Here is an 18,880-nt window from a genome sequence, read left to right on the forward strand (position 1 = left end):
TTCAAGCTTTATAATATCCTTTTTGGTAAATAATATTTTACTCATTTGCCACCATCCTATCTATATATAAATTATACAAAAAAAGCACCTATAATCCAAACACTTTTTTTTAAGTGTCCTTCCTATAGGTACCAGTTTATTAGGGTTCTTTTTTTTTGTTCTTTTTTGTGGATTAATTCATATAATATGTAAAATGAATCCTATCCAAGTTAATAGTTTTTAAATATATATGGAATATTTTACTAGACTTCATAATAGAAATTATATATGGGAGTGTGAAAAAAATGTTAGCTACTAAAGATTTATTTGAAATATTGCCTAAAAGCATCAGGAGCAAATTAGAACAAGTAAATAATGTGCAAAAGCTTGAAGAGATTAGGATAAAAGTAAACAAGCCTCTGTTCATTCACATCGGAAGTAAAGAGGAAAAATGGGATTATATCGCAACGACCGAGGATTTGAAATACATAATGCAGAGGATAAGCAATTACTCTATATATGCTTTTGAAGAAGAGATTCGGCAAGGGTATATAACAATAAAAGGTGGTCATAGGGTTGGCCTGTGTGGTATATGTGTTGTAGAAAATAACAACATAAAAACTATTAAAGATATATCATCTATCAACATAAGAGCATGTAAAGAAATTATTGGTTGTGCCGATAAAGTAATGCCTTACATTATGCAAAATGGTTCAATGCATAATACGATTATTATATCACCACCTAAATGTGGAAAAACTACACTACTTAGAGATATTACAAGGCAGGTATCGGGCGGTGATAAAGGTAAAAATGTTTCAATAATTGATGAGAGATCTGAAATAGCTGGTTCTTACAAAGGGATACCGCAAATGGATGTAGGAGTTCGAACAGATGTTTTAGATAATTGCCCCAAGAGTCAAGGTATTATGATGGCGATTCGAAGCATGTCTCCTGATGTCATAGTTTGTGATGAGATTGGTACCCAAAATGATATGGAAAGTATATTAATGGCATTAAATTCTGGAATAAGTTTAGTTACAACTATTCATGGTTTTGGAATTGAAGATTTGTATAAAAGGTTAGTTTTTAAAGATATTGTGGAAAACTACGTTTTCTCGCGGGCAATAGTACTTAGTAACAAGAAAGGAATAGGAACGATAGAATCTATTTATGATTTTACTAAAGGCATAGATGTGTGGAGGTCATAAAATGATTAAAATAATAGCTTGTTTAGCAATTTTAGGGGCATCAACTATGGCTGGGTTTATATACAGTGAGCGGCTCAAATATAGAGTTTCCCAGCTTAATGAAATAGAACGCGCAGTATATCAACTTCAGAATGAAATAACTTATGTACACGTGCTTTTGCCGGATGCGTTTAAAAGCATAGCAAGTAAAAGCAAAGAGCCTATAAAGGAGCTTTTTGATAAAACGGGTAAATTATTATCTAGTAATGAATATGAGAATGTATATGAGGCAATGAAAGCCTCCGTAAACTTATTGAAAAGTAAATTATATCTGAATTCTGATGATATAAATGTTATTTTGGATTTAACTAAAACTCTAGGAGAATCTGATATTCAGGGTCAAAGTAGTATATTTTCGCTTACTATATCGAATTTAAAAAAACAAATTAAGATTTCAGAAGAATTTATGAACAAAAATATAAAAATGTATAGATATTTAGGGTTTTCCTTTGGGGCAATGCTCGTAATTGCATTAATATAGGGAGGGGGTTTTTACGTGTTAGATGTTAGTTTGCTGTTTAAAATAGGGGCAACGGGTATTTTAATTATTATTATAGACAAAGTTTTAAAAAGTGGTGGCAAGGATGACATTGCTGTAGTTGCAAATTTAGCCGGAGTAATATTGCTTCTTATAATGGTTATAAATTTAGTGAACAAACTCTTTACCTCTGTTAAAACGTTGTTTCAGTTTTAGGACAAGTATATAAAGTCTTAAAATTTTATATACTTGCTAGGACACTTGCGCAGGCAATCGAGGAGGATATTATGGAAATAATCAAGATTGTTGCATTTGCTTTCATGGCACTATTTATTGTACTTATATTTAAAGGTAGAAGGGATGATTTAGCTATTCAAGTGAGTATTGCAGCTGGGATATTAATTTTTTTATTTATGGTAAACAAACTTACAATAATAATGGGATTTTTACAAACCCTTGCAAATAAAGCTAACATTGATGTTGTTTATTTAAACACGGTTTTCAAAATACTTGGTATTGCATACTTAGCTTCATTTTGCAGCGAAATTTGCAGAGATGCTGGAGAAAGTAGTATTGCAGCTAAGGTAGATTTTGCTGGGAAAATATTAATACTAGTTTTGGCAATACCTATCCTAATGGCGGTTATGCAATCCATTCTAAAAATAATGTAGATAAAAATTATGATATGCGAAAAAAAATGGTCCTAATTTTAACGTAGAGGTAGAATATGAAAAAAATACTATTGATTTTACTATTTTTAATATGTTTGCCAATTAGTGTACAAGCTGCAGAGATAGGCCAAATAGGAGAAAAAGAACAAACGGAGATAAGCAATTTGTACGATTATATCTCTAATGTTAAAACAAAGTATGAAATATTTAACGATATGGAGCCGAAAGCTTTTGTAGAACAATTTATAAAAACCGGAGAGAATGGTATTAGTTTTAAAAATATTACAGGTTATCTTATTAAATACACATTCAAAGAAGTTATTGCATCTATGCAGCTAATTGGAAGTCTAATGATTATTGCTATTATTTGTGCACTTTTGCATAATCTTCAAAGTGCCTTTAATAAAGAGAGTTTATCAAATATAGCATATTTTGCGTGTTATGGCGTAATGATTGTAATGATTACTAAAAGTTTTTATATAGTGGTGGAGCTTGCTAAAACTACTATTCTTAATATGACCGATTTTATGGCGGCACTTATCCCAGTACTGATGATGCTTCTAGCCAGCGTTGGAGGATTTGCAGAAGCAACATTACTGGATCCTGTAATAATGGGTTTTGCAACTATTAGTTCTAGAATTTATGTGGACATCATAATCCCAATAATATTTATGAGCTTCGTACTACAATTTGTTAAAAATATATCGGATGATTATAAAATTAATAATATAACAAAGCTTTTAAAACAAATTGCTATTTGGGTACAGGGAATGGTGATGACAGCGTTTATTGCAGTTATTACGTTAAGAAGTATAGCAGCGAAAACTTTAGATCAAGTTACTATAAAAACAGCAAAGTTTGCAGTAGATACTTTTGTACCGGTAGTGGGGAAATGTTTATCAGATGCAATTTCTACTGTGGCTGGATATTCGCTTCTTTTAAAAAGTGCCATAAGTGGACTTGGGTTACTTGTTCTTATAGTAATAGTAATATTTCCAATTCTAAAACTGCTAATTATGGCTTTTCTATATAAAGCGGCAGCTGCATTAATCGAACCAATAAGTGATAGACGTACAGTAGATTGCATAAATTCAGTAGGCGATTCTATTCTTCTTTTAATGTCGTGTGTAATATCGGTAAGTATAATGTTTTTCATAATGGTAGCTATAGTGGCATCCACGGGGAGAGGCATTATAGGTGGATAAGTATCATGGATTGTTATAATAACCTATTAAGAAGAAATTCAATAAAAAAGGAGGTGGTGTTAATTTGATAGAGCTATTAAAACTTTGGGTAACAAGCATTACCATAGCTGTCTTTTTTATCACTGCAGTGGAAATGATTTTGCCTGATAATAGCATGAAAAAATATGCTAAATTTGTTTTGGGGCTGCTATTAATTGTAGTAATCATAAAGCCTATAATAAAAATTTTTGATAAGGACTTTAATATTAGTGCATATTCTGGAAAAGTAACTAGTTATATGGAAACTGGAACATCCAAGGCTAACATTAAAAAATATAAAGACAGCAATATATTAAATACGGCAGAAAACTTTAAAAAGAATTTAGAAAATCAATGCATAACAAATTTGGAAGAGACTTATCCAGAAAATAAATATAATGCTGATATAGATGTTGTTTATGATAGCAAAAATGGAGTATTTAATATTAATACAATTGGAATTGGAGTAATTGACCCGGGAGTTAAAAGAATAAATAATATAGAAATAGATTCAAAAAGCGTTAGTACATCTAAAAAAGATGTTATAGAGGGTGCTAAGGGAAACAAAATTAAGAATTTAATAAGCAGTAAATTCAAAATATCTAATAATATTATTACTGTTTATAAATCTAATTCATAAAACAATCTATTCTTAAAACTGTATTAGAAGAAGAAATGAGGGGGATTTCGATGAACAATGATAATTTGCTTAGTAAATTTACTGAGTATATTAAGACAAAACTAAATGGTGGAAAGGGAGAAAATAAAAACGATAATAACAAAAAATCTGATAAAATGCTAGGAAACTTAGTATTAATAATTTTAGTGGCGGTTGTAATAGTACTAGCAAGTAGCTTTTTCAAGTCTCCAAAGGTAACCACTTCAGCAGGAGCTACTGAGACAGAGGCAGACAAGGTTTCTAAGGAAAGTAGCGCTACGAAGATAGACGATTATGAAGCACAATTAGAGGATAAGCTTAAATTAACGCTTCAAGGCATTGAAGGGGTTGGTAAGGTACAACTTATGATTTATTTTGAGAGTGGAGAGGAAAGTGTTCCAGCAGTAAATGTCACTGATTCTAAAAGTCTTACAGTAGAGAATGATACAACGGGTGGCAAAAGGAATATCAATCAAGAAAACAATGGAAGTACAGTTGTTATGTCAAACAATGGAGATGAAAATCAGCCATTAATAGTAAAAACATATAAGCCGGTTATTACTGGTGTTTGCGTAGTGGCGCAGGGATCAAGTGTAAGGATTACAGAACTAAGAATTAGACAGGCAGTAATTAATTTATTTAATTTACCAGAAAGTAAAGTTAATGTATATCCTATGAATAAGTAGCATATAATTTCAAAGAAAGGTAGATGGGGGGAAATATTATGAATAAAAAACAGTCAGGTATAATTGTTACGCTGGTAGTACTTATTGTGTTTGCGGGGTATCTCGCAACAAAGGTGAATGGACCATTATATGTAAATGATGGTGATTTTAGTACGGAGAAGAGTGCAATATCTTTAAATGAAAGCAAAACTACTTCAAGCTATTTTACAGAAGCAAAATTATCAAGAACGCAAGACGATGCAAGAACTCTTCAAGATATCAAAACTTTAATGGATGATGTTAATACTCCAAAAGCTCAAAAGGCAACTGCTGCAACTCAGTACATGAACATATCAATGGCTACGCAAAATGAAGGAGACATTGAACTTGCATTAAAGGCTTTAGGGTATAATGAAGCAATGTGCAGTATAGTAGATGACAAGGTACAAATATTAGTTAAAAGCACAAAAAAACAACTTACTGAAGCTGAACTACGTAGCATAAAAGATGTAGTAATGAGCAAAACTAAATTGGAAAAAATTGAAGTTAAGATAAAAGAATAATAATTGTAAATGCTATATTTATCTGATATAATAAATATAGCATTGTCATGTTTTACCTAAGTTAAATAAGGGGGTACTAATATGGAAGATAAGATTTTAAATGAAACTGAAATGGGTGTTGTTAAAATATCTGAGGATGTTGTTAGTGTTATAGCTGGACTCGCTGTTGCTGAAATACAAGGAATTGTTGGTATGAGTGCTAGTTTAGTTGGTGGAATAACTCAAATATTAAGTGGTAAGAAAAATTTATCTAAAGGCGTTAAAGTCAATGTTGGAGAAAATAGTGCAATAATTGATCTACACGTTGTAGTTGAATATGGTGTTAGAATTCCACAAGTAACTGAAAAAGCACAAATAAATGTAAAAAAATCTGTAGAGCTTATGACAGGCCTTACAGTATCAGCCGTAAATGTGTTTGTTCAAAACGTTGTATTACCTAAAACAGAAAAGCTAGTGGAAATAGAAGCATAAAATATTCACTCTCTGTAATAGAGGGTGTTTATTTATATACAGGGTATTATAATATTAAAATTACATTTAGGCAGGAATATTAGGAGGATTACTAATGAATAGAAGAAAGTCAAGAGAAGCTGCAATGAAATTACTTTTCGAAATGTCAATAAATAAAGAAAAGTATGAGGACATAATTGAAAATTTTAAAGAGAATACAGATATGGATTTAGTGGATATAGATATTGAGTATATTACTAAGGTTTTAGCTGGAGTTCAAGAGAATAAGAAGGAAATTGATAAAAATATTGAAAAACATTTAATTAAATGGAAATTAGATAGACTTTCAAAAATGAATTTGGCTATTTTGAGGATAAGTACATATGAAATTTTATTTGAGGAAGAAATACCAAATAAGGTATCCGTAAATGAAGGTATAGAACTTGCTAAGAAATATGGTGAAGACAGTTCACCAGCTTTTGTAAATGGTATATTAGCAAAAATGCTTTAGAATATAAAGTAAACTAAATAATAATAAAATAACTAGTCAGATATTAATAGTATATTTGGCTAGTTATTTTATTTTACTAAAAGAGGAAATCTGATACTTTGTTAGAAATATATTGTTAAGTAAGTAATTTAAATTTGTGTTTAGGAGAGGGTAATGTGGGAATTAGAGTTAATGGAAAAGAAATAGTTGAAACATATAGAGATGAGATTAGGACAATAATAAAGGATGTGGTTGATAAGGGGCTACGTGTACCGTCAATTAAGACCATTTTGGTAGGAGATGATGGGGGCTCGTTGTCGTACGTTAGAAGTCAAAATAACCTGTGTAATAAATTAGGGATTTCATATAATTGTATTCAATTGGATAAAGAGATAAGTCAAAAGGATTTAGTAGATATTATAGAAAAATTAAATCAAGATAATAGTGTGGATGGAATAATTATTCAATTACCATTACCCAAAAACCTAAATGAGAAGGAAATCACATCTAAAATTTCGTATAAAAAGGATATTGATGGATTAACAGATGTAAATATGGGTAGATTTTATAAAGGAGATAAAAGCTTTATTCCTTGTACTGCATTAGGTGTCATTGAGATGATAAAAAATACTGGATGCATTATTAAAGGAAAACATGCGGTTGTTATTGGTAGAAGCAATATTGTAGGAAAACCAGCAGCGCAACTACTACTTAACGAAGATGCAACTGTTACTATATGTCACTCAAAAACTACTAACCTAAAGCAGATTTGTAAAACGGCTGATATAATAGTAGCAGCAATAGGTAAACCTGGGTTTGTAACAAGTGAATTTATAAAAGAAGGGGCCGTTGTTATAGATGTTGGGACAACAATGATAGATAACAAAGTTACCGGGGATGTATGTTTCGAGGATGTTATAGATATCGCAAGTTTTGTTACCCCAGTACCAGGTGGAACAGGTCTTATGACCACAACAATGCTTATAAAAAATGCTTGCGCTGCGTGGAGGGATAATGTTTATTAAAGTAATAACAGTAACTGCCCTTAATGGGTATATTAAAAAAATAATAGATAGTGATTTTATATTAAATAATGCGAATGTTAAAGGTGAGTTATCTAACGTAAAATTACATTCAAGCGGACACATATACTTTACGTTAAAAGATTCATTTGGAAAGGTGAATTGTGTAATGTTCAAATCACAAGCTCAAAAACTAACGATTACACCTAGAGATGGTATGAATGTTATAATTAGAGGTAAGGTTTCTGTTTATGAGAAAGGTGGGGCATATCAAGTTTATTGTGATTCCATGGAGACAGACGGAGAAGGTCAACTATTTTTAGCTTTTCAAAATCTAAAGGAAAAACTAGCAAAATTAGGTCTGTTTGATGACAATCATAAAAGGATTATCCCATCATTTCCTACTAGAATTGGAATAATTACATCGCAAACAGGTGCTGCAGTTAAAGATATTATTAATGTTGCAACAAGGCGTAACTCAAATGTTAATATGTTAATATATCCAGCGCTTGTCCAAGGTGTGAATGCCAGTACTGAAGTTGAACAAGGCATAAAATATTTTAATAGTTTAAAAAATGTTGATTTAATTATTATTGCAAGAGGAGGAGGCTCGATAGAGGAATTATGGGCATTCAATGAAGAAAATTTAGCTTACGCAATTTATAATTCTAAGATACCTATAATTACCGGAATTGGTCACGAAACAGACTTTACTATAGCAGACTTTGTTTGCGACCATAGAGCACCAACTCCATCGGCTGCGGCAGAAATAGCTGTGAGGAATTTAAAAGATTTAAATAATGAAATTAAAACACTTAGAGAACTTTTACTAAGATCCGTGGAATTTAAGGTTACTAAAGAATACAATAAAGTCAACTTACTAAATAAAACTTTAAAAGTTAATAATCCTTTGAATTTTATAGTGAACCAGTATAGACATATAGATAATTTAAAAGAAAATTTAAATTATAAATTTGATTCAAGGATTTCAATGGAAAAACAGAAACTCTCGAAATTGAATGCACTTTTGCATGCACACAACCCTTTGAATGTGTTAAACAAGGGGTATTCGATTTTGCAAAATAATGAAAATAGAGTTATTAGTGAAATTAGTGAACTTAAAAATATAAAAGATGTGAAAATTACATTAAAAGATGGTAGTGCTTTGTTTAAATTAAGTAATTTGGAGGAGTTTTAATGGCTAAGAAAAAAGAAACATATGAAAACATGATGGAAAGACTTGAAGAAATTGTTGGGATTATGGATGGAAATGAAGTAACGCTTGAAGGCACTATGGCAAGTTATGAAGAAGGCATAAAAATATGTAACAATCTATACAAAATTTTAAATGATACCGAAGGTAAAATAAAAATATTAACAGAGGTCGGTGAAAAAGATTTTATAACACTTGCAGATGATGCTAAATCATAATGAAAGAGGTAAAGAATGAATATAAAATTGCTTAAAGATGAAGTGGAACAATGGATAAGTGATTATTTTGGTGATAAACAAGAAGTTAATATTAGAAATTTTGAGGCAATGAGTTATAGTATAAAAGTTGGAGGCAAGAGAATTAGACCTATATTAATGCTTCTTACATACAGTCTATATAAGGAAGATTTTGAGAGTATATTGCCCTTTGCATCAGCTCTTGAAATGATTCATACATATTCTCTTATTCACGATGATTTACCAAGCATGGATAATGATGATTTGCGTCGTGGAAAACCTACGAATCATAAAATATATGGTGAGGCTATTGCAATACTTGCTGGAGACGGTCTATTAAATGAGGCTATGATAATAATGTTAAATGAATGCCTAGACGGAAATTTAAATAAAATTAAGGCAAGTGCCCTAATAGCAAAAGCTTCTGGTGCAGAGGGGATGATAGCTGGACAAATTTGTGATATTTTAAGCGAAGGCAAAGTGATATCTGAGGAAGAACTTTTATATATGCATAGAAATAAAACAGGTCAATTAATTATTGCTGCAATATTAAGTGGTGCTACATTAGGAAATGCAAGTGAAGAAGATTTAAGCGCCTTAAAGATGTTTGGCGATAAATTGGGATTAGCTTTTCAAATAAAGGATGATATATTAGATGTTGTTGGGGATGTTGCTATTTTAGGAAAAAATGTAAAAAGTGACGAATGTAATAATAAAACTACATTTATAACAATGTATGGACTAGCAAAATGCAAAGCAAAATGCAACGATCTAACGCAAGAGTGTTTTCAAATACTAAAAGGGTTAAAGGCAAATACTAACTACTTAGAAGAAATTACAGAGTTTTTACTTAAAAGAGAATATTAAATAACCACTAATAATAGCTTTTGAATTAAATATTATTATATGATATAATATTTGCATAAATGTGGGTAAAATAATATATTTAATAAAAGAGGATAGATATATATGAGTAAAATATTAGATGATTATAATGATATAAATAAGATAAAAGAAATGACGATACAAGAACTTAATGTTCTTGCTCTAGAAATAAGAAAGTTTTTAATTGAAAAAGTCTCTAAAACTGGAGGCCATTTAGCTTCTAATTTGGGAGTGGTGGAGTTAACCTTAAGTTTATTTAATGTATTTGACTTAGAAAAAGATAAAATAATATGGGATGTTGGTCATCAATCCTATGTATATAAAATTCTTACAGGAAGGAAAGATAAATTTGATTCTCTAAGAACTTTTGGTGGATTAAGTGGTTTTCCAAAAAAAGAAGAAAGTAAATATGATTTTTTTGAAGCTGGGCATAGCAGTACTTCAGTTTCTGCAGGCCTTGGCATGGCAAGAGCTAGAGACCTAAAGAAAGAAGATTTTAATGTTATTTCGGTAATTGGAGATGGTGCACTTACAGGAGGCATGTCTTTTGAAGCTTTAAATGATGTAGGATTTAGAAAAACTAAAATGATTATTTTGCTCAATGATAACCAAATGTCTATTTCTAAAAATGTTGGAGGGATGTCTAAGTATTTAAGTCAATTTAGAATTGATCCAACTTATAATAGAATAAGAGATGAAATAAATTCTACTCTTAGAAAGATTCCTAATGTAGGCAATGGTATGGTTAAATCAATTGAAAAGATTAAAAATGGAATTAAGCAGGTTATTGTACCAGGAATGCTTTTTGAGCATATGGGTATAAAATATTTAGGACCTATAGATGGGCATGATATTAAAGAGGTAAGTAAGGTTTTGAAGTTAGCTAAAAATATAGATGGACCAGTTATTATTCATGTTATAACTAAAAAAGGTAAGGGTTATAAATTTGCTGAAGAGCAGCCACGTAAATTTCATAGTATGGGCCCATTTAATCCATCAAATGGAGAGTTATGTAGTAGTTCTAAAGAAAGTTACTCAGATGCATTTGGACAACAGATTGTTCATCTTGCAAAGGAGAATAAGAATATAGTAGCAATAACAGCGGCAATGCCTGAAGGTACAGGGCTTGAAATGTTTTCAAAAGAGTTTAAGAATAGGTTCTTTGATGTAGGGATTGCAGAGCAACATGCTGTTACTATGGCGGCAGGGATGGCAGCATCAGGTTTAAAGCCCATTTTTGCTGTTTATTCTACTTTTCTTCAAAGAGCATATGATCAAATTTTACATGATGTGTGCATTCAGAGATTACCTGTTATTTTTGCAATAGATAGAGCTGGCATAGTTGGACCGGATGGGGAAACTCATCAAGGAGTATTTGATTTATCATATTTATCTCATATTCCTAACATGACAATTATGGCCCCTAAATGCATAGGCGAACTTAAGACAATGCTAACTTTTGCTGTAGAGCAAGATTACCCAATTGCTATACGATACCCTAGGGGAGGGGATAGTAGCAATGTTGAAATGTTACCTATGGAAAATTTCAAAAGGGGAAAATGGGAAACACTGTTTGATGGAGGTAAAATAGCATTTATAGCTACAGGTAAAATGGTTCAAAATGCTATACTTGTTAGGGAGAAATTAATGAATATGGGTGTAGAAGCTACTGTGATTAATGCTTGTTTTATTAAGCCTATTGATACATCGCTAATATCAGAATTAATTTATAAAAATTATTCACTAGTAACTATAGAGGATAATATTGTACATGGAGGATTAGGTTCTTTAGTACTAGAGTATGTAAACTCATTAGATGTTAAAACAAAGGTTATTAATTTAGGATTTAAAGATGAGTTTATACCACATGGAAAAGTGGATATATTGTACAGATTACATAAACTTGATGTGGATGGAATTTTTGAAAGTATTTTAAAATTAGTTTGAAGTTAATCTAAAAGTGCTTTAAATAAAGACTTTAGAGGGTTCATGAGGAGTTTTTTATGTTAGAAGATAAAGAGAGATTAGATGTTATTGTGGTTGATAGAGGAATTATTACCTCTAGAGAAAGAGCAAAGGAAAATATTATTGCAGGAAAAATATTTGTTGATGGTATTAAAACTACTAAATGTGGAAAAAAAGTAGATATATTATCTAGTATTGAATTTATTGGAGAAGATATCCCCTATGTAAGTCGTGGGGGATTAAAGCTCAAAAAGGCTATAGAATCTTTTGACATCAATCTTAAAGGTAAAATTTGCCTTGACATTGGTGCATCTACAGGAGGATTTACAGATTGCATGCTTAAGCATGGTGCATCTAGGGTATACTCTATAGACGTAGGGACAAACCAGTTAGATGACAAGCTTAGATGCGATTCACGAGTGATCTCAATGGAGAAGACAAACATAAGATATTTAAGTGTGGATAGTATTGGTGAACTTGCATGTTTTGCAAGTGTTGATGTGTCATTCATATCCCTTGGGAAAGTTATTCCTAGTTTACTTAATCTATTAAAAGATGATGGTAGTGTTGTAGCACTATTAAAACCACAATTTGAAGTAGGGGTAGGCATAGTAAATAAAAAAGGAGTAGTAAAAAACCCTAATGAACATGTGAAAGTAATAGTTGGAGTTTTAAGTTTTTTGAAAAGTCTAGATGTAAAGGTTATTAATATTAATTACTCATCCATAAAAGGACCTAATGGTAATATCGAATATTTAATTTATTTTACAAAAGATAAATATCAATTTGAAAATTATAATGAAGACAATATAAAGCAATTAGTTGGTGATGCACACAAAGATTTAAATTAGGGCAAAAGAGTAATCATTAGTTAATGTCTGCTAGTAAGCGCTAAGGAGGGAATATGAAGAATATAGGCATTAATATAAATACAACTAAGGATAAAGATGGGAAAATAATTAAGTATGTAAAAGACATTGTCAGAAAATATGTAGATGATACTAATATATATACATTTCAGGATGCCATTGGACTTGATAATATCAAATATAACAATTTGGATATTATTATCGCTTTGGGTGGCGATGGAACTATTTTAAGAACATCACGAAACTTAAATAACTCTAATATTCCAATTTTAGGCGTTAATATAGGTAATTTAGGATTTCTTTCAAGTGTAGAACTATTAGAATTTGAAAATGCAATGAAAAAATATATCGAAGATGATTATTTTGTAGAGGATAGAATGATGCTTAAGTGCACTTTGCCATATAGAGAGAGACAAGAAGAATATATTGCATTAAATGACATTGTTGTATCTAAAGGAACGCTAGCAAGGGTTGTTAAATATGAACTTCATATAGATAATAAATTTTACCTGGATTTTACAGGAGATGGACTTATAATAGCTACTCCAACAGGATCTACAGCATACTCATTATCAGCAGGAGGACCTATAATTTATCCAAACCTAGATGTTATAGCCTTAACACCTATTTGTCCACTATCATTGTCTATGAGGACTATAGTACTTGATTCTAAAAGCGAAATATCTATTAGTATAAAAAGTGAGCATGAAAGCATATTCTTAACGCCAGATGGGCAGCGTGCAATAAAACTCAATAACTATGAGAAAATATTAGTAAGTGTCTCAAATAGAAAATGTAGATTAGTTAAATTTAATGATTATAATTATTTTAGTATACTTAGAAAAAAAATAATTTCTAGAACAATGGACTGTGAGGGAGAAAAAGATGAAGATAGCACGGCATGCAAAAATAATTGAAATTATTCAGGGCAAAGAGGTTGAAACACAGGAGCAGTTAGCAGAAGAACTAAAAAATAAGGGGTTTGAAATTACTCAAGCAACTGTATCTAGAGATATAAAAGAACTAAAATTAATTAAGGTTATGAATGCGTATGGAACCCATAAATATGCTACTAGTTCACCAGGTGATAGTTTTCTATCAAACAAATTAGTCAATATTTTTTCTCAAACAGTGCTTTATGTTGATCATGTGGATAATTTTATAGTTCTTAAAACTATATCTGGAGCAGGTGGCGCAGCTGCTGAAGCATTAGATTCATTGAAATTCAATGGGATTGTTGGAACTATTGCAGGAGACAATACTGTATTTATATTAGTTAGAAAAGAAGAAGATACAAAAGAGATAATTCAAAAAATTAAAAAAATGATTAATGAATAGGAGGAATTAGTATGCTCCTACAATTAAATATTATGAATTTTGCCCTTATTGAAAAATTAAGTATTAATTTTGAACGAGGATTTAATGTGTTTTCTGGTGAAACAGGAGCAGGAAAATCAATCTTAATAGATGCTATTAATTTTGTATTAGGCGGGAAATTCAATAAGAACTTAATTAGAACAGGCGAAGATAAAACTTATGTCGAGGCTATATTCACCATTAATAATTTAAATAGCAAAAAGGTTTTAGATGACATGGATATTGATTATGAGGATACTGTATTCATAAGCCGTGAAACATTTCAATCTGGAAAAACAATTGCTAAAGTTAATGGTAAAACTATGTTACTCTCAAAGGTTAAACTTGTTAGTAAAAATTTATTGGATATACATGGCCAACATGATAATCACAATTTATTAGATAAAGCTAATCATATATTTTATGTGGATTCATTTGGTACTGATAAAATTAATAAGATTCTTGAAAGATACAAAGAGAAATATGTAAGAATGATATCTATTAAAAATAGAATTATAAAACTAGAAGGAAATGAGAGTGAAAGAGAGAAAAGAATTGATTTCTTAAATTACCAGTTAGAAGAAATCAAAAACACTCATTTAAAAATTGGTGAAGATCAGGAACTTTTAGAGAAATATGCTATAATCAGCAATGCAGAAAATCTAGAACAACATTTATCTAAAAGTTATCAATTATTATATAGTACAGATGAAGAAAACACCTCAGTTTTTTATAATTTAGCAATGGCAATTAAAGAACTTCGAGGTATAGAAAAACATATGGAAAAAATAAAGCTAATTACAGATGCTATTGAAGAAAGTTACTTTAATATAGAGGGTAATATAGCAGATATCAGAGATTTAAAAGAGACAATTTATTATGATGAAAAGGAACTAAACTTTACGAATAATAGAATAAGTCAAATCAATAATTGTAAGAAAAAATATGGACTGACTATTGAAGAAATTTATAAATATAAAGATAAAATTCAACTTGAATATGAAGAATTGATTAACAGTAGTGAAATTATTCTAACACTAAAAAAAGAAAAAGTTGCCCTTGAGGGAGAAATGAAAACTATTGGGGAACAAATTCATGAAATTAGATGTACAACAGCTAAAAAGCTTCAAGATAAAATTAAAGATGAATTAAATTATATTGGGCTTGAAAAAAGTAAATTCTACATAGAAGTGAAACTCGAAAGTGTGTTTTATGACAATGGATGCGATAAAGTTCAGTTTTGTATATCTACTAATCCTGGAGAACCACTAAATCCATTAGAAGATATTGTTTCAGGGGGTGAATTATCACGTATAATGCTTGCACTCAAGACTGTATTCGTTGATAAGGATGAAATACCTACTGTTATATTTGATGAGATTGACACGGGTATCAGCGGTAGAATTGCGCAATGTGTTGGAGAGAAAATGTATTTAATATCATTAAATCATCAAATTTTTTGTGTAACTCATTTGCCGCAAATAGCTAGTATGGCTGACACAAATTATTTAATATCTAAAAATGTTATAGATAATAAAACATATACTAATATTATAAAAATGAATGATGAAGAAAAACAAAATGAAATTGCTAGAATGATTGGTGGTACTGAAGTTACTAAAATAACCTTGGAAAATTCTAAAGAAATGATAAATATGGCAAAGAAAAAAAAGAAATATTAGTTTTTTAATTTTTTTAGAAAAATATAGTAATATAAAAAGACATTTAGGGAAAGATAAAGTCATAGACTATGGCTTTATTTTTTTTTGTTTAAAGATATAGATATTACTACAGATTATCAAAGAAAATTATTTATAAAATAAATTACAAATGAAAATAAAGAAAATAATCTAATGATGTAATATTTATGGAAAATATGAAAAAAAATAAAATATTGCAAAATTATTTTAAATTATCATAAATTGGTTTTGAATCTATTTCTTTGACTATTTTTGAATTAATGTTATAGCATAATATGTAGAAATGCAGGGTAACTTAGAGTTATAACTATTGAGAAAAGGAGGTAAAGCTTATGAAGAAAAAATTAAATATATTATGTTGGATCATGACACCTCTAATAATAATTGCTTTAAGTGTCTGCTTTAAGGTGCAAAATAAAGTTGTCGCAATGTTTAATAACCCAATTGAGAGTTCCTATTCTATTGGAAATACTATACAAGTAAAAGAAAATAAAAGTAACAGTATTAACAAGTCGTTTATAGTTAAAAATATGAAAGGTTCAAAAGTTAATTTGCAAGGGTTATTAGATGTTCAAGCAACTTTTATAAAAAGCAAGTCAGACATAATGGTTTATCCAGGAGGGCAACCGATTGGTGTAAAACTAAATACTAAAGGAGTTTTAGTAGTAGCTTTATCTGATATAGAGGGCAAGAATGGTAAAACACCAAGTCCTGCAGCAAATGCAGGTGTACAAATAGGAGATAGCATAATAAGTATAAATGATAATGAAATAAATAATGCTGAGGATGTTGCATTATTTATAAATAAAGCTAAAAATTCAGAGCTTATTCTTAAATTACAACGTAAAAATAAACCTGAATTTTTTGAAGTGAAAGTACTTCCAACTATTGATTCTACCGACGGGAAACAAAAAATTGGATTGTGGGTACGTGATTCAACAGCTGGAGTTGGTACATTAACTTTATATGATGATAAAACTAAAAAATTTGCTGCGCTAGGGCATCCTATAACAGATGCTGATACTGGAACAATACTTAGCGTTAATAGTGGTGTAATTATTTCATCTAATATAATATCTATAAAAAAAGGAACAAGAGGAAGTGCGGGAGAATTAAGAGGGCTTTTTGTGGATGAAAATAAAATAAAGGGTCAAATTGTTAATAATACAGAATGTGGTATATTTGGAGATGGAACTAAGAGTCTTATTAACAGTAAATTTAATAAACCTATGCAAATTGGTTTGAGAAATGAAATTAAAGAAGGTAAAGCTCAAATTTTGACAACTATAAATGGTAGCGAACCAGAACTGTTTGATATAGAAATACAAAAACTCTTATCACAAAACACGTCTGGATCAAAAAGCATGGTAATAAAAATTACTGATCCTAAGCTTCTGACTAAAACAGGTGGTATAGTGCAAGGTATGAGTGGTAGCCCAATAATTCAAAATAACAAAATTATAGGTGCTGTAACACATGTTCTAATTAATAAACCTGATGTAGGTTATGGAATATATATAGAATGGATGTTAAAGGATGCAGGGATTTTATCTAAATAACTAGCATTATTTAAAAAAAAGAGGTAAAATAGGTATTAAGTGATAAAGGATAGCAAAGCTATCCTTTATCTATGAAAAATGTTAAATTATGATAAAAAAAAGTTTTTTTGTAAATATTATTAAAATAAAAAGGATTTGTAATTCTTTTGTCGAATTAATATTTGTTAAGATATGGGAATTTATTTATAAAGGGGAGTTATATATTATGGAAGAACCTAGAATTAGTGTACTTATTGCAGATGATAATAAAGAGTTTTGCAATATTTTAAATGATTACTTGTTGAGCCAAAGGGACATTATTGTTACAGGCATCGCAAAAGATGGAATTGAAGCTCTTAAATTAATAAAAGAGAGAAAACCTGATTTAGTAGTTTTAGATATAATAATGCCACATCTAGATGGTCTTGGGGTACTAGAAAGATTGGGCAGCATGGATCTAGATCCAATACCTAAAATAATAGTTTTATCTGCAGTTGGACAAGATAAAATAACTCAAAGAGCTATTGCATTGGGAGCAGATTACTATGTTGTAAAACCTTTTGACATGGAGGTCTTTACGAAAAGAATACGACAGATGTTTAACAATACAATTTCTAGTGATAACAGTAAAAAATCAATTTCGTTTATTGATACAACTGAACCTAGAAAAACTAGTCGTAATAACGAACCAATGGACCTAGAGGCTGAAATAACAAATATAATTCATGAAATTGGTGTTCCGGCTCATATTAAAGGTTATATGTACTTAAGAGAAGCAATTACTATGGTAGTAAACGATATAGAACTATTATCTGCAGTGACAAAGGAATTATACCCTTCAATTGCTAAAAAATTCAATACAACTGCAAGTAGAGTTGAAAGAGCAATAAGACATGCTATTGAAGTAGCATGGGGACGTGGTCAAGTTGAAACTATAAATAAAATATTTGGTTATACCATACATAATGCTAAAGGTAAACCAACTAATTCAGAATTTATAGCAATGGTTGCCGACAAATTAAGATTGCAAAATAGAGTTTCTTAAGAAACAATGAAACAAGAGCTGTGGATAATGCAGCTCTTGTTTTATTTCATTGGTAAAATATGATATAATAAAAGTATAATTTTGTATGTATGATCTATAAAAGAAAACGATTACAAAATGTATCTACTATAACATTGGAGGGGTGTATTATGTCAAGTATCATAGATGGGGAAAAGGTTTTATGCAGCATTATTACTCATAAAAACATTAGTAAATCTACTATGGCAACAAATGTTTTTGCAAATTTAATTTCATTGGGCGTTTCTGGTAGAGTAACAGACGATTTTAAGATAATTCTTACTAATGAAAAATTATATTTAGAAGTCTCAACTCTTAGTGCTTGGGGCGGATTACGTGAAACGTTGTATACAGATAAATTTTTAAGAGAAGATATAAAATCTTTCAAGGTAGAAAGTAAAGGCGATGAAGAAATTATTGAGATAACTACAAATGAGGATAAAACAATGAGTCTTGTAAGGGATAATGAAAAAAATAATGATTTAGCTCAAGTAATGTCAACATTAATATCAAAAAACGCATAATATTCTACTTTACAATTGCATAAAAACAAGAAAAAGCACAGATAAATTAGACTTTTATAGTCCTTTTTATTTGTGCTTTTTC

At 30.1% G+C, this 18,880-nt stretch carries 22 protein-coding genes; all 22 read left to right on the top strand.

Translation table 11 applies throughout. The annotated features are described in order from the left end of the window. The first annotated feature begins 284 nt into the window (after positions 1–284). The 22 genes from spoIIIAA (at position 285) to KPL55_RS03935 (ending at position 18,798) form a co-directional block, all read left to right on the top strand. Positions 285–1,190 (top strand): stage III sporulation protein AA, encoded by a 906-nt coding sequence (spoIIIAA, locus tag KPL55_RS03830; protein ID WP_216305386.1) that lies wholly within the window; start codon positions 285–287, stop codon positions 1,188–1,190. A 1-nt stretch (position 1,191) separates the two neighbouring features. After that, a complete protein-coding gene (gene spoIIIAB, locus KPL55_RS03835) occupies positions 1,192–1,710 on the top strand; it encodes a stage III sporulation protein SpoIIIAB (RefSeq protein ID WP_216305387.1) in 519 nt (172 codons plus the stop codon). A gap of 15 nt (positions 1,711–1,725) precedes the next feature. Further along, entirely contained in the window at positions 1,726–1,923 is a 198-nt protein-coding gene (gene spoIIIAC, locus KPL55_RS03840; protein ID WP_216305388.1) for a stage III sporulation protein AC, read from the top strand. Positions 1,924–1,994: 71 nt separating this feature from the next. Continuing rightward, the gene (gene spoIIIAD, locus KPL55_RS03845) at positions 1,995–2,378 is read left to right on the top strand and encodes a stage III sporulation protein AD (RefSeq protein WP_216305389.1); all 384 of its coding nucleotides are present in this window, start codon (positions 1,995–1,997) and stop codon (positions 2,376–2,378) included. A 56-nt stretch (positions 2,379–2,434) separates the two neighbouring features. Further along, positions 2,435–3,583: a stage III sporulation protein AE gene (gene spoIIIAE, locus KPL55_RS03850; RefSeq protein WP_216305390.1), complete on the top strand. Its 1,149-nt coding sequence runs from the start codon at positions 2,435–2,437 to the stop codon at positions 3,581–3,583. Positions 3,584–3,647: 64 nt separating this feature from the next. After that, positions 3,648–4,241, top strand: coding sequence for a stage III sporulation protein AF (gene spoIIIAF / locus KPL55_RS03855; RefSeq protein WP_216305391.1), 594 nt, complete (start codon positions 3,648–3,650; stop codon positions 4,239–4,241). Positions 4,242–4,396: 155 nt separating this feature from the next. Further along, entirely contained in the window at positions 4,397–4,945 is a 549-nt protein-coding gene (gene spoIIIAG, locus KPL55_RS03860) for a stage III sporulation protein AG (RefSeq protein WP_376770424.1), read from the top strand. A gap of 38 nt (positions 4,946–4,983) precedes the next feature. Continuing rightward, entirely contained in the window at positions 4,984–5,487 is a 504-nt protein-coding gene (locus KPL55_RS03865) for a SpoIIIAH-like family protein (protein ID WP_216305393.1), read from the top strand. Between the two features lie 81 nt (positions 5,488–5,568). Continuing rightward, positions 5,569–5,958 (top strand): Asp23/Gls24 family envelope stress response protein, encoded by a 390-nt coding sequence (locus KPL55_RS03870; RefSeq protein ID WP_216305394.1) that lies wholly within the window; start codon positions 5,569–5,571, stop codon positions 5,956–5,958. 94 nt (positions 5,959–6,052) lie between these two features. Continuing rightward, positions 6,053–6,448, top strand: a complete 396-nt coding sequence (gene nusB / locus KPL55_RS03875; RefSeq protein ID WP_216305395.1) for a transcription antitermination factor NusB — start codon at positions 6,053–6,055, stop codon at positions 6,446–6,448. A gap of 155 nt (positions 6,449–6,603) precedes the next feature. Next, entirely contained in the window at positions 6,604–7,452 is an 849-nt protein-coding gene (locus KPL55_RS03880) for a bifunctional 5,10-methylenetetrahydrofolate dehydrogenase/5,10-methenyltetrahydrofolate cyclohydrolase (RefSeq protein WP_216305396.1), read from the top strand. After that, positions 7,442–8,647, top strand: coding sequence for an exodeoxyribonuclease VII large subunit (xseA, locus tag KPL55_RS03885; RefSeq protein ID WP_216305397.1), 1,206 nt, complete (start codon positions 7,442–7,444; stop codon positions 8,645–8,647). Before KPL55_RS03880 ends, xseA begins: the two co-directional genes overlap by 11 nt. Next, complete coding sequence (locus KPL55_RS03890) at positions 8,647–8,880, top strand: exodeoxyribonuclease VII small subunit (RefSeq protein WP_216305398.1); 234 nt, start codon at positions 8,647–8,649, stop codon at positions 8,878–8,880. The genes xseA and KPL55_RS03890 overlap by 1 nt, the downstream gene beginning before the upstream one ends. A 15-nt stretch (positions 8,881–8,895) precedes the next feature. Beyond that, positions 8,896–9,765, top strand: a complete 870-nt coding sequence (locus KPL55_RS03895) for a polyprenyl synthetase family protein (RefSeq protein ID WP_216305399.1) — start codon at positions 8,896–8,898, stop codon at positions 9,763–9,765. A gap of 102 nt (positions 9,766–9,867) precedes the next feature. Beyond that, positions 9,868–11,730, top strand: a complete 1,863-nt coding sequence (gene dxs, locus KPL55_RS03900; protein ID WP_216305400.1) for a 1-deoxy-D-xylulose-5-phosphate synthase — start codon at positions 9,868–9,870, stop codon at positions 11,728–11,730. A 56-nt stretch (positions 11,731–11,786) separates the two neighbouring features. Further along, positions 11,787–12,599 (top strand): TlyA family RNA methyltransferase, encoded by an 813-nt coding sequence (locus KPL55_RS03905; protein ID WP_216305401.1) that lies wholly within the window; start codon positions 11,787–11,789, stop codon positions 12,597–12,599. Positions 12,600–12,652: 53 nt separating this feature from the next. Next, on the top strand, positions 12,653–13,534 hold the full coding sequence (locus tag KPL55_RS03910) for an NAD(+)/NADH kinase (RefSeq protein ID WP_216305402.1): 882 nt from the start codon (positions 12,653–12,655) through the stop codon (positions 13,532–13,534). Next, positions 13,503–13,955 (top strand): arginine repressor, encoded by a 453-nt coding sequence (locus KPL55_RS03915; RefSeq protein WP_216305403.1) that lies wholly within the window; start codon positions 13,503–13,505, stop codon positions 13,953–13,955. The genes KPL55_RS03910 and KPL55_RS03915 overlap by 32 nt, the downstream gene beginning before the upstream one ends. An 11-nt stretch (positions 13,956–13,966) precedes the next feature. Continuing rightward, positions 13,967–15,655 (top strand): DNA repair protein RecN, encoded by a 1,689-nt coding sequence (recN, locus tag KPL55_RS03920; protein ID WP_216305404.1) that lies wholly within the window; start codon positions 13,967–13,969, stop codon positions 15,653–15,655. Positions 15,656–16,005: 350 nt separating this feature from the next. Beyond that, positions 16,006–17,232 (top strand): SpoIVB peptidase, encoded by a 1,227-nt coding sequence (gene spoIVB, locus KPL55_RS03925; RefSeq protein WP_216305405.1) that lies wholly within the window; start codon positions 16,006–16,008, stop codon positions 17,230–17,232. A gap of 205 nt (positions 17,233–17,437) precedes the next feature. Further along, positions 17,438–18,256, top strand: coding sequence for a sporulation transcription factor Spo0A (gene spo0A / locus KPL55_RS03930; protein WP_216305406.1), 819 nt, complete (start codon positions 17,438–17,440; stop codon positions 18,254–18,256). 149 nt (positions 18,257–18,405) lie between these two features. After that, positions 18,406–18,798, top strand: a complete 393-nt coding sequence (locus KPL55_RS03935) for a hypothetical protein (protein ID WP_216305407.1) — start codon at positions 18,406–18,408, stop codon at positions 18,796–18,798. Positions 18,799–18,880 lie beyond the last annotated feature (82 nt).

Origin of the sequence: Clostridium lacusfryxellense, assembly GCF_018861735.1 — a bacterium.
Taxonomy (GTDB): Bacteria; Bacillota; Clostridia; order Clostridiales; family Clostridiaceae; genus Clostridium_AD; species Clostridium_AD lacusfryxellense.